This is a genomic window from Colwellia sp. BRX8-5 (assembly GCF_014077325.1).
Lineage (GTDB): Bacteria > Pseudomonadota > Gammaproteobacteria > Enterobacterales > Alteromonadaceae > Colwellia_A.
The window spans coordinates 18,746-30,831 of record NZ_JACGVR010000003.1; the positions used below are offsets into that span (position 1 = coordinate 18,746).

Genomic DNA, 12,086 nt, shown 5'->3' on the forward strand with positions numbered 1-12,086 from the left:
CCCTAGATTAGGGACCTTTTATTGAAGCATTCACTTTGTTAATAATTATGATAAAAACCATAAGTTTCGTTGATTTTACGGTGTTGCTGATCAGCCCAAAGGTAATACTGATGATCTTGTAGTTGGCTTGCAGCTGCTTTGTCTAACAAAATAACTGCATTTTCATGCATCTGTAATGCGGATGCCGGACACATAGCGGATAAAGCTCCGGTGATCATTGTATTTACTGCTTGGGCTTTATTTTCTCCTGTCGCCATTAATAATACATAGCGAGCATCCATAATAGTGCCAATACCCATGGTCATTGCCATCGTTGGTTGTGTTTCACCGTCTTTAAATAAGCGGCTATTATCTGTCAGTGTTTGCTGGGTTAATGTTTTGATACGGGTACGAGATGATAAGCTCGAAGTCGGTTCATTAAAACCAATATGGCCATTAGCGCCAATACCTAATATTTGTAAGTCGATACCCCCCAATGATTTTATTTTGTTTTCATAGTTAAGCCCTTGTTCACGAGGGTTTTGGTTATGGTTACACGTTGGTAGGTAGGTATTGGTTTGTGCTATGTCTACGTTATCAAATAAATGCTCTTTCATAAAACTCCGATAACTTTGAGCATTATTAGCATTAATATTATGGTATTCATCAAGATTAAATGACGAGACGTGGCTAAAGCTTAGCCCTTCATTTTTATGTTTATTAACTAAATGTTTATAGAGGCTAATCGGGGTGCTACCGGTAGCAAGACCGAGCACAGGTTTGGCTTTTTTAGTGATTAATTCACTGACCCATTGTGCTGCATGCTCTGCAACTTGTTCAGCATCATCAAAAATAATTATTTGCATGTAAAATCCTTAAAATTTAATTTAATTAGGTAAAATTTCACTAATGGATGCAAATCGTTATTGTGATGAATATCGGCTTTTTGGTTTCGCTAAATATATTAATTAGGTTTAAATATCTTAGCTATGCCGCCGTTTATTTTTAAATCAACACTAATATAATTGTACTACGCGAAGATTTTTTTTGCACTGTCTTTAACTATCTTTAAAAAGCCAGTAAAATTATTACTGGCTTATCTTTATTTATAAGTCGATATCAACCGAATAAGAAATGACAAACTTCATATCATCATTATCGATGTCGGTATCAGATACCGCAAAGGTAAAGCCATCTTTACTTAAGCTAACACTGTAATCGTTATAATCTTCTGCGATCATGGCGTCGTCAAAAGAATAATCGCCAAGATGAAAAGCTAAGGTTAAACCATCAGCTACTTCAAACTCTGCTCCCGCTGCAATATATAAGCTGGCATCAGCAAAAGCAGCACCGTCGTCGTTATGAATTCCGTAACTTGCTGAAAGTGAAAAATATGAATAGCCCAAAGAGCCATATATCTCGCCAAAATCATATTCGTTAGTACTATCAGTTTGGGCTGAGTCAGGGTAGGCATAATAAATATAACCCACATCATAACTAACATCTTCGTTTAATTGGCCGCTAAAACCTAAGTAGAAATCTAGTTCAGCACTCGCATCATCACCAAAATCGACATTTGAAGCCCAAGCTCCAGCATAAAAGCCTGAATCGTCAGCATAGTCGATACCACCAGAAATAGCGGCAGCATTGTCTGTTTGGCTAACACCACGCCATATATAGTTACTACTAGCAGCAACATTAGCAGATAAACCTTCAACAGCTGATGCTTGTGTTGATAATAATGAAGTAGCGGCAAGTAAAGATGTGAGCGATATCGATAATAGTGTTTTTTTCATAATAGTCTCTTTATGTAGTAGTTTTTTATTTAATATTTTAGGGCTAAACCATACATTGCAAGGTAGATGCCTGAGCGACATAATAATATTAATAAATTTTACATAGTTATTTCAATGACTTGGTGAGGTTGTTTTTTTTATTATGAGGATCGCTCACTAATAGATGATCTTTATTGGTGCAATTAAATCGTTAACGCTCATAAAAAGTGCATAAAATATCGACTGGTATTATCTGGTATGGAGTGGTCTTTCTTGGCAGTCTTTCACGTTATAGTTAAGCCGTGGTTATAAAAAGTAATCAGAGCACGAAATAATCATGAGCATTCGACACTAAAAGAGCAATCGCTGGGTAACATTGAGTTAAATAACGCTTGGACGCATGAATTTATAGAGTTTTCCCTTAGGTCGTTGTTATAATGTTGCGCAATATTCTAAAAAGGTTTATCTATGTCTTCATTTTTAATTGCTCCTTCTATATTGTCTGCTGATTTCGCACGTTTAGGTGATGATGTTGCTAAGGTTTTAGCTGCGGGTGCCGATGTTGTGCACTTCGATGTAATGGATAATCATTTTGTGCCTAACTTAACTTTTGGCCCAATGATTTGTCAGTCGCTACGTGATTACGGTATTACCGCACCTATTGATGTACATTTAATGGTCAAGCAGGTTGATAGTTTAATTCCAGGCTTTGCTAAAGCAGGCGCAGATATTATCACTTTTCATCCAGAGGCAAGTGATCATATTGATCGTACTCTGCAATTAATAAAAGACCATGGCTGTAAAGCGGGACTGGTACTAAATCCGGCCACACCATTGAATTGTTTAGATTTTGTTATGGATAAACTTGATGTTATCTTGTTGATGTCAGTTAATCCTGGCTTTGGTGGTCAATCGTTTATTCCAACCACATTGGATAAGTTGAGATTAGTAAAAGAGCGCATCATCGCTAGTGGACGTGATATTCGTTTACAGGTTGATGGCGGTGTTAAAGCAGACAATATTGCTGAGATAGCGGCGGCGGGCGCTGACATGTTCGTTGCAGGGTCAGCCATTTTCTCAAAGCCAGATTATAAGCTGGCGATTGATGAAATGCGCAGCGAATTAGCGACAGTTAGCCAATAGTTTAATTAACAAATAAATCAAATAAAATAAAGAGAAATCATGAGTAAACCTATCGTATTAAGCGGCTGTCAGCCATCAGGTGATTTAACCATTGGTAATTATTTAGGTGCGTTAAAACAATGGGTTAGCATGCAAGATAGCCATGAGTGCTATTACATGTTGGTTGATCAACATGCTATTACTGTTCGCCCAAACCCCGCTGATTTGCGAAAGGCGACGCTTGATGGCCTAGCCTTGTATCTAGCCTGCGGCGTTGACCCAGAAAAGAGTACCATCTTTATTCAATCACATGTCCCTGAACATGCTCAGCTTAGTTGGGTGTTAAATTGTTACACACAAATGGGCGAATTGAACAGAATGACGCAATACAAAGATAAGTCACAAAAGTCTGAAGCAAATATGAATTCAGGTTTATTTACTTATCCAGTCTTAATGGCAGCAGATATTCTTCTCTATAATGCTGACCGTGTGCCGGTTGGTGAAGATCAAAAGCAGCATCTAGAATTAGCTCGTGATATAGCGACTCGTTTTAATAATCTTCATGGTGACACATTCACTGTGCCAGACCCTTATATTCCTGAATTTGGTGCGCGAGTAATGAGCTTACTTGAACCAACAAAGAAAATGTCAAAATCAGACGCTAATCCTGGTAATTTTATTGGCTTATTAGAAGACCCTAAAAAAATCAGTAAAAAAATCAAACGCGCCATGACTGATTCTGATGAAGAAGCTAATATTTATTTCAATATTGAAGAAAAACCAGGTGTATCAAATTTACTGTCTTTATTGTCTTGTTGTACAGGTGAAACCGTTGAGCAGTTAGTACCACAATATGAAGATAAAATGTACGGGCACTTAAAAGGTGACGTTGCTAATGCTGTGGTTGCTTTATTAGAACCTATTCAGCAAAGATATCATCAGATCCGTGAGGACCAGGCTTATTTAGATGCAGTGATGAAAGCAGGCGCTGAAAAAGCATCAGCTAGAGCAAGTAAAATATTAGCAAAAGTTTATGATGCGGTAGGTTTTATTCCTCGACCTTAATGTGTCGTCATCACTCAGTCGTTATTCTCTGGGCTAACAAACAAAAAAGCTAACGAACTCGTTAGCTTTTTCTGTTTATTAAGGCGCTTTATTTGTCTTCAAGTGCTGCTTCTTGCGCATCGTTAAATAATGTTTTACTGCTCTCAAGAAAGCCTTGGACATTATTGCTGTGAGTAAATAAATAACTTGGCGCCATTAACGTGGTATTAAAAGCGGGACGGATACTGAATTCAGGTTTTTTACTTAACTGAATTAAGAAGCTACCACCAAACAATAGCAGCGTCATGCAACTTGCTATTACTGTTCTGCGTCGAGTGCTCATATGAAAACCAATTTGGCAATTTAGCCAGAATAAACAAAATGCCAATACAATAGGTAAGAAAGTGGCAAGTACGCTGAGTATTGACTGAGATGAAGCATTAAAGCTGGTGATGTTTTCAATAAAATCACTTAGCCACATTAAATTATAAAAGACAAAGCAGATGCCTAATTGTCCCCAAAATCTAGCATCATGCTTGGTTAAATGAGAAACCAAAGCAACACCAATAGGCCAAAGCCCAAAGAGTAAAGTCATGCCAATAGCCGGTACTAATAACTGAGTGAAATTGACTTCTACAGGGTTGTGAAGGTTAAATAACCAGCCGGTAACACTGGCAAATAATAAAATATTTATGGCTAAAAAGACCGGATGTCTTGTTAAGGTTAAAATATTTTCAAAAGGGCTAAAACTAATGCTTTCAGGTACGGGATGATCGGGAAAAACAATGCGTACTAAACTTTTGCCAATCATAAAGACTTGTCCAGAACGAACGATGTGCTGATGGACAGCTGATTTTGTTTTTGAAAACTCATCGTCATAAAAGCTGCCGTTAATAGAGCCTTCATCGTTTAGCAGCCAATGTTCACCATTAAAATTAAGGCTAAGATGTTGGGCACAAATATGTGGGTCCGCCATAATAATATCATTATCATAACCACGACCAATATTGATGTGATTTTGTATAAATTTATGTCGAGCTATTAATTTATGGGCGCGAGTAATTTCTTCTATGATTATTTCCATGAAATAGACTCCATAAATTTCTCTGTAAATTTGAGTGCACTATTTTGCGTAACGCCAGCGACAGTAAAGTGGCTAAGTAAGGCTTGGTCGCCCTTATCAACAGAAATAGCTATATATAAAACGTCAAATAATTTAGGGAAATCTTTGTAGGCACGGGTACAAAAAACTGATTTGTTGGTAATCGCTTGGTTTGATGGTGTAACAATATCGTGCTGACATTGAAACTCAGTAACATCATCTTTACCCGCTTTGTTTCCTGGCATGACTTGCGTTAATTGACGCTCAAATATTTGATAAAACTTAGTGTCACTAAGTTCTTTTGCTTGCATATAGCGATATTCCATTTCAATAGAGCCGGTGAAAAAATCATTTGAGATGTAAGTGTTTTCATCCAAAGAACAATTAGCAACCACGGCTAGAACAATAGCATCTGCCTTATCAGCGTTTGACTCTCCCCAACAACGAATAAAAGGAATATTAACCACGGGAATTAAACCTTCTCCTAAAGGGCGCATCTGCCATTCGCTATTTAACAAGGTGGTAATTAACTTGTCTTGATTATCGGCAAGTTGTTGTGCCATTTGTGCTGCAATACTTTCAGAATTACCTGTTTTATAACGCTTGTATAAGTTAAGCAGTTTATCGTGTGGTACTAAAAATCCGATTTGATTACCTGAAGTCGCCACATTTATCCCAACGACTTCAGAGTTTTTATTAACGACAGGTCCGCCACTCATCCCAGAGTTCACTGAGCCGGTAAAATGGATGCGGTCGTTAAAAGATTCATTCTTCAAACCATTGTAAGTGCCGGGTACTACTATCATGCCTAAATCGTGCGGGTTACCTAACGAATAAAGCTCTTCGCCTTTTTGGGGAACACGCTGTGCAATTTTAAAGAAAGGCATTTCGCCATCAGTCGTTCTTTTTACCAAGGCTAGATCATTGATAACATCAACACTTTGTAAAGTAAGTGGCGCTTTTTTACCTTGGTGATCAAAAATTTCAATCGTGTACTTATTGGGATGACGCGCATAGCCAGAAATAACGTGATAATTGGTTGCAATTAAACCGTCGGCACTAATTTGAAAACCAGAGCCAATTGATGACTTTTCACCGCTGGCGATGTCTATAAGTCTTATTTGATAAAGTGACGGAGCAAGTTGTTTGAATATTTCTTCTGCTTGTTCGGTGGCATAACTTATTGTGCTAACACACAATAAAATTAAGGTAGTTAAACCTTTCATTTATATTCCTTATTTTGAGTCTTAGTTCATTGTGCCATTGTTAGGTTAATTGTCATCTATTATCCCCAAATAAAGTAAATTCTCTTTGTTGTTTGTTAATGTATTGTATAGTTAAGAATAAAATGGATAAAAGGTAGCGTAATGAAAATAGCCAGCATCATGACCAAAGCATTTGTTAGTGTCTCTTTGGACGATACGTTATTGACGATAAAAAATATTTTTGAACATGCTAATTTTCATCATTTACTGGTCGTTGATAATAAACAATTATCAGGGGTTATTTCAGACAGAGATCTTCTCAAAGCACTGAGTCCTAATATCGGCACTGCCGCAGAGCTCCCAAGAGATACAGCAACCTTAAACAAGAAAGCGCATCAAATACTGAATCGCAAATTGGTCACCTTAACGCCTAACGCTAATGTTTTTGATGCCATTGATATTTTCAATCAGACTAAAACGTCATGTATTCCTATTGTTGATGAAAATAGCATTCCCGTTGGCATATTAACTTGGCGAGATATCATGAAAACTTTAGGAGATAAAAATGCAGAGCGCCGTAATTAAGACAATAAGTTATTAACTATTGTCTAGGTTTAAAGCAATTATGTTGCTTAAAGTAACTGCCGTTAATAGGTTAAATTAGTCTGCTTTGAAAATAAGCTAGTTGTGCATTTTTTGCTTTTAACGTTAATCAGCTCTGTAGCTAAGGTTTTTAGTTAAATAACGATTACTCTTCTAAAATGTCTTGTTTGACTTAGGTCAAGTAAGTCATTTTTTATTGCGACATTATGTCGCAGTTCACTGTTTTTACTTTGTTTTTATTGATTATAGCTAACACAATAGTATTAATTCTATTTGGTATACTCAAACAAGTAAGTGAAACAACTATGACGTTTTCAATTAAACCCATTGCTTTAGCAATAAGCTCTTCATTAGTTTTTAGCAGTCTTTTGTCTATTAGTGCTTTTGCTAATAATACGTTTGATTCAACGGCTAACCTCGATGAGATTGAAGTGATCACTATCACTCATCAACGTCACCATATCGGCATTGAAAATAATGAAAGTTATGCCCAAGGGAAGACTACGGAGCCCGATTTAGCGAGTTGGTTAAAGTCGGTCCCTGGTGCAAATGTCAACAGTAATGGCCCGGTAACGGGTATTGCACAATATCGTGGCCTATATGGCGACCGAATTTCAACCACACTTGATGGACAAGCGGTCATTGGCGCTGGTCCTAATGCTATGGACACACCCTTAAGTTATTCTACGCCATTAATTGTTGAGTCTATGACTGTCTATCGTGGTATCGCCCCGGTTTCTGCCGGCATAAATACCTTGGGTGGTGCTATTGATGTAAAAATGCGTAAAGCAGAAGCCAATAATAGCGAGAAACTCGCGATAAATGGTGATTTACAAGCAGGTGTTCGAAGCAATAATGAAGCGCAAACATTATCATCGGTGGTTAATCTTACCAAAGGTGATATTGCTGGGCTTTTTTATGGCAATGTTCAAGAAGGTGAGAATATGGAAAGTGGCGATAGTAAAATTATATCGCCAACTGATTTTGCTAAACGACAATTTGGCACTGATTTACGTTATTTTGGCGAGAGTAGTGAAACAGGTTTTAGCTACCATTATACAGATACCCAAGATTCGGGTACGCCAGCATTACCTATGGATATAGAATATATTTATAGTCACCGAGCAAGTTTAGACGGTAACTTTATCTGGGCCGATTGGCAAGCAGATTGGTTGTTAGGCTACACCGATGCCGATCATGGTATGACTAACTTTGAAAAGCGATTGAATAATAATCCAGAAAAACATCGTCGTAATAATGCTACGGGTATAACAACTAATTTTAATTTTTCGCTGGGTAAATCTTTTACTTTTGGTGAGTTAGAATTTGGCTTCGATGGTTATTTAGCCAAGCATGACTCTGTGATCACCAATCCAAATAACTCGATGTTTGCCGTGGTAAACTTTAATGATGTCAAAGATGATCGCTTTGGGCTATTTGCACAATGGCAGCAAACCTTTAACAATACCAAAGTTCAGTTAGGCGTCCGTTTAAAAAGAGCTGAATTAGATGCAGGTCAAGTGGCAACATCTATGGCAATGATGATTATGCCGATGGGCTCTGCAATGATGGATAATATGAATTCAGCTATGCCAACGATGGCTGATTTAGCCATAGACTTACGGGATAACTTTAATAACAGTGATCACAGTGTTAATGATACCAATATAGATATCGCATTAAGCACGGAAACTCAATTATCGAAAGATTTATCATTATATATAGGCGTAGGTTTAAAAAATAGAGCGCCTTCATATCAAGAGCTTTATCTCTGGACCCCGATGGAATCAACGGGTGGGCTGGCCGACGGTAACACTTATGTGGGTAATATGGATCTTAACAGTGAGACAGCTTATCAAGCGGATGTCGGTTTTACCTACCAAACTGAAAAAGTTATGATCACACCTCATTTCTTCTATCAAAATATTGATGACTATATTCAAGGTACTCCTTTAGGTATGTTGGATATGTCAGCAAAAATGATGGCCCAAATGATGGCGGGTGATGATAACCCTCTAAAGTTTACTAATGTAGATGCTAAGCTTTATGGTGCTGATGTAAATGGCTATTACACTATAAATGATCAAATACAATTATCAGCCGTGGTCAGTTACGTACGTGGCGAACGTCGTGATATTAATGATAACTTGTATCGTATTGCGCCATTGAATGGTCAGTTAAGTGCCAATTACTTTAGTGAGAATTGGTCTGTAAATATGGTTTTAGTGATGGCCGCCGCACAAAAAGATATTTCATTAACGAATCAGGAACAAACAAGTGCTGGTTATGGTGTGATGAATGTAGACGCTCAATATTACGTCAATAATCAATTAACGCTTCGTTTTGGCGTTGATAATCTACTCAATAAAGAATATCAAAATCACTTAGGTGGCTATAACCGAGTCAAAGGCAGTGATGTAACGTTTATGGACCGTTTACCTGAAGAAGGTACCAGTGCATGGGCAGAAATGACATATAGCTTTTAATCTATAAATCATACTGTCATTAAAATAGTAAATCGCTGACAAGCTATTTGGATTTGTCAGCGATGTTTCATTAGGTAATATTTAATTTTCATAATAACAATACCTCTCTTACCTTTTCGCTATTTTTACGTAAGCTGCGCAGATAAATCCAGTTATATTTTTAATATGATTATATTGAACGCTTGCTAAACTATTAAATTTTAAATCAAATTTATTAGTAGATTAATTTAAGCTGATTTAGATCAATTACGCTGTTATATACGCTTGCTGAAAAGTTAATAGTAAAGTAGAATCAAATGATAATCATTATTATTTGAGTTGTTGTTTATGACCCTTTCACAATTGAGGCGTACCCAACGAGCGGTGATCCGCACGTTGCCAACAAATTTCGATTTGACTTCAAAGTTAATCGAGCAGGGTTTTGCGTTAAAAACTGAGATATCATTAGCCCATAAAGCACCATTTAATGGGCCACTTGCCTTTCATCTCCATGGTACTAAAATTTGCTTAGCACCGAGTATTGCTCAACAAATAGGTATAGAAATCGTCTAATGTCACAAGCTTTACATTTGGCTCTAGTTGGCTTTGCCAATTCAGGAAAAAGCACGTTTTTTAATGCTCTAACGGGCGCGAAACAACAAACAGGAAACTGGACTGGCGTCACTGTAGCGACAAAACAGCAGCGCTTCTCATTTAATAATGAGCAAGTTTTACTTTCAGACTTACCTGGCATTAGTTCTCTCGCCACTCGAACTGAACAAAGTAAAGACCTGACTATTACCCAAGATTTTCTTAAAAATAACGACATTGATTGTTTAATTAATGTCGTCGATGCGACGCAATTAAAGCGTCAGTTGTATTTAACGACTCAGCTACTTGAACTCGGTTTACCGGTATTATTGGTTATCAATAAATCTGATCGAAAAGAAGCGCAAACCGTTGATATAAATATTTTAGCCAAAGAACTTGGCTGTAAAGTTATTATTGCCAACAGCTTAGCTAAAGATACCTTAAAACAAGTTGAACAGGCTTTACTTGAATTACCTAAAGCAAGTGAACGTCCAAAGAAATTAATGTTATCAGCAGATATTGTCAATAAACTCGCGGACAAAAACTCAACTGAGGTGTTAATTGATCTTGAATGTGGCGCTTGTAATGATCAAGGTGGCTGTCAGCAAACCAATACCGATGCTATTAGTATTATGCAGGCGCGTTACGAGTTTATTCAGCAGTTATTGATCGATGTTAAAAAGGGTCTACCGGCTTCCAAAAAAGCACCGGCAATAAGTTTAAGTGACCGCCTTGACCATTTTATCCTTCATCCTTGGTTAGGTGTGCCCGTTTTTCTTAGCATGATGTACTTATTGTTTATGTTTGCAATCAATGTTGGTAGCGCTTTTATCGACTTTTTTGATATTTTAGCCGGCGCTATTTTTGTCGATTACCCGCAAAGATTTTTATCAAGTTATGATTTACCTCAGTGGTTGCTAACCTTAATTGAAGGAGCTGGCTTAGGTATTCAAACGGTCGCTACTTTTATTCCAATCATCGCTTGTTTATTCATTGGTTTATCGATTTTAGAAAGCAGTGGCTACTTAGCGCGTGCAGCGTTTGTGGTTGACAGTGCTATGCAAAAAATTGGTTTACCCGGCAAAGCTTTTGTCCCTTTAATTGTTGGTTTTGGTTGTACGGTTCCTGCTGTAATGTCGGCACGAATTCTTGATAGTGAGCGTGAACGTATCACCACCATAATGATGTCACCGTTTATGTCGTGTGGGGCACGTTTACCGGTATATGCTTTATTTGCTGCGGCATTTTTCCCGGATTCTGGGCAAAACTTAGTTTTCTTATTGTACTTAATCGGTATAGCGGCAGCACTATTCACTGGATTTTTATTAAAGCACACGGTATTAATGGGCAAAAATTCTGTCAATATTATGGAATTACCGCTTTATGAAATACCTAAGCTTTCTTATCTAGTGCATCGTGTTTGGCAACGTACTCGGTCTTTTATTTTGGGGGCAGGTAAAACGATTGTCTTAGTGGTTTGTGTACTCAACTTCTTTAACTCATTAGGTACTGATGGTCAGTTTGGTCATCAAGACTCTCAAGAGTCGGTATTAAGTAAAAGTGCTCAGGTTGTTACCCCTTTACTTGCACCTATGGGTATTAAGGAAGATAACTGGCAAGCAAGTGTTGGCATTATTACCGGCTTGTTTGCGAAAGAGGCTTTAGTGGCTACATTTAATAGTCTCTATACCGATGTGAATGCAGAGCCAGAAGCATTAAAGTCAATGGCTGAGTTGTGGACTGACGCGACGGATTCAATAAAAGAAAACTTATTAGGTATTCAAGCTGATGATCCTTTAGGGACTGATATCGGAGATGTTACCAACTTACATACCGCCGCAGAAGAACAAGGCGTTAATGAAGGAACATTCACCGTTATGCAGGCTGCATTTGCCGGTAAAATTGGCGCATTTAGTTACTTGTTATTTATTTTGCTTTATACACCTTGTGCAGCAGCTATGGGCGCAATAAAGAGTGAAGTTGGCAGTCGTTGGGCTGGATTTGCGGCTTTATGGAGCTTTTCATTGGCTTATTTAGCGGCGACATTTACTTATCAAGTGGCAACCTTTGCTACTAATCCGTTGTCAGCGGGAATTAGCATCATCATTGTCATTGCCATTTTTGCGGCGATATATTATTGGTTAAAGCGTTTTGGTAAAAGTATTTTAACAATCCCAACACAAGTTTCTTATTATTAATT

The 12,086-nt window shown here is 37.7% G+C and carries 10 protein-coding genes; 6 read left to right on the forward strand and 4 right to left on the reverse strand.

The annotated features are described in order from the left end of the window. Positions 1-38 precede the first annotated feature (38 nt). Complete coding sequence (gene nagB / locus H4J62_RS02895; protein ID WP_182213848.1) at positions 39-845, reverse strand: glucosamine-6-phosphate deaminase; 807 nt, start codon at positions 843-845, stop codon at positions 39-41. A gap of 240 nt (positions 846-1,085) precedes the next feature. Next, positions 1,086-1,775 (reverse strand): TorF family putative porin, encoded by a 690-nt coding sequence (locus tag H4J62_RS02900; RefSeq protein WP_182213846.1) that lies wholly within the window; start codon positions 1,773-1,775, stop codon positions 1,086-1,088. A 447-nt stretch (positions 1,776-2,222) separates the two neighbouring features. Between H4J62_RS02900 and rpe the strand changes: the two genes are divergently transcribed. Both rpe and trpS read left to right on the forward strand, forming a co-directional pair. Beyond that, the gene (gene rpe / locus H4J62_RS02905) at positions 2,223-2,897 is read left to right on the forward strand and encodes a ribulose-phosphate 3-epimerase (RefSeq protein ID WP_182213845.1); all 675 of its coding nucleotides are present in this window, start codon (positions 2,223-2,225) and stop codon (positions 2,895-2,897) included. 39 nt (positions 2,898-2,936) lie between these two features. Continuing rightward, positions 2,937-3,941, forward strand: a complete 1,005-nt coding sequence (gene trpS, locus H4J62_RS02910) for a tryptophan--tRNA ligase (RefSeq protein ID WP_182213843.1) — start codon at positions 2,937-2,939, stop codon at positions 3,939-3,941. A gap of 88 nt (positions 3,942-4,029) precedes the next feature. Here the strand turns inward: trpS and H4J62_RS02915 are convergent, their stop codons facing one another. Beyond that, complete coding sequence (locus H4J62_RS02915) at positions 4,030-5,004, reverse strand: FHA domain-containing protein (protein WP_182213841.1); 975 nt, start codon at positions 5,002-5,004, stop codon at positions 4,030-4,032. Further along, the gene (locus H4J62_RS02920) at positions 4,995-6,248 is read right to left on the reverse strand and encodes a serine protease (protein WP_182213839.1); all 1,254 of its coding nucleotides are present in this window, start codon (positions 6,246-6,248) and stop codon (positions 4,995-4,997) included. The genes H4J62_RS02915 and H4J62_RS02920 overlap by 10 nt, the downstream gene beginning before the upstream one ends. Before the next feature lie 141 nt (positions 6,249-6,389). Here H4J62_RS02920 and H4J62_RS02925 point away from each other — a divergent pair, with 141 nt between their 5' ends. The 4 genes from H4J62_RS02925 (at position 6,390) to feoB (ending at position 12,084) form a co-directional block, all read left to right on the forward strand. After that, entirely contained in the window at positions 6,390-6,812 is a 423-nt protein-coding gene (locus tag H4J62_RS02925) for a CBS domain-containing protein (protein ID WP_182213838.1), read from the forward strand. Between the two features lie 323 nt (positions 6,813-7,135). Further along, on the forward strand, positions 7,136-9,316 hold the full coding sequence (locus H4J62_RS02930; RefSeq protein WP_182213836.1) for a TonB-dependent receptor: 2,181 nt from the start codon (positions 7,136-7,138) through the stop codon (positions 9,314-9,316). A gap of 327 nt (positions 9,317-9,643) precedes the next feature. Then, positions 9,644-9,868: a FeoA family protein gene (locus H4J62_RS02935; protein WP_182213834.1), complete on the forward strand. Its 225-nt coding sequence runs from the start codon at positions 9,644-9,646 to the stop codon at positions 9,866-9,868. Further along, positions 9,868-12,084 (forward strand): ferrous iron transport protein B, encoded by a 2,217-nt coding sequence (feoB, locus tag H4J62_RS02940; protein ID WP_182213833.1) that lies wholly within the window; start codon positions 9,868-9,870, stop codon positions 12,082-12,084. The genes H4J62_RS02935 and feoB overlap by 1 nt, the downstream gene beginning before the upstream one ends. Positions 12,085-12,086 lie beyond the last annotated feature (2 nt).

Bases quoted from the DNA above. Each gene is read 5' to 3' on its own strand.
- H4J62_RS02935 (WP_182213834.1), top strand. From the start codon at position 9,644: ATGACCCTTTCACAATTGAGGCGTACCCAACGAGCGGTGATCCGCACG.
- feoB (WP_182213833.1), top strand. From the start codon at position 9,868: ATGTCACAAGCTTTACATTTGGCTCTAGTTGGCTTTGCCAATTCAGGA.
- trpS (WP_182213843.1), top strand. From the start codon at position 2,937: ATGAGTAAACCTATCGTATTAAGCGGCTGTCAGCCATCAGGTGATTTA.
- H4J62_RS02925 (WP_182213838.1), top strand. From the start codon at position 6,390: ATGAAAATAGCCAGCATCATGACCAAAGCATTTGTTAGTGTCTCTTTG.
- H4J62_RS02915 (WP_182213841.1), bottom strand. From the start codon at position 5,004: ATGGAAATAATCATAGAAGAAATTACTCGCGCCCATAAATTAATAGCT.
- H4J62_RS02930 (WP_182213836.1), top strand. From the start codon at position 7,136: ATGACGTTTTCAATTAAACCCATTGCTTTAGCAATAAGCTCTTCATTA.
- H4J62_RS02900 (WP_182213846.1), bottom strand. From the start codon at position 1,775: ATGAAAAAAACACTATTATCGATATCGCTCACATCTTTACTTGCCGCT.
- H4J62_RS02920 (WP_182213839.1), bottom strand. From the start codon at position 6,248: ATGAAAGGTTTAACTACCTTAATTTTATTGTGTGTTAGCACAATAAGT.
- rpe (WP_182213845.1), top strand. From the start codon at position 2,223: ATGTCTTCATTTTTAATTGCTCCTTCTATATTGTCTGCTGATTTCGCA.
- nagB (WP_182213848.1), bottom strand. From the start codon at position 845: ATGCAAATAATTATTTTTGATGATGCTGAACAAGTTGCAGAGCATGCA.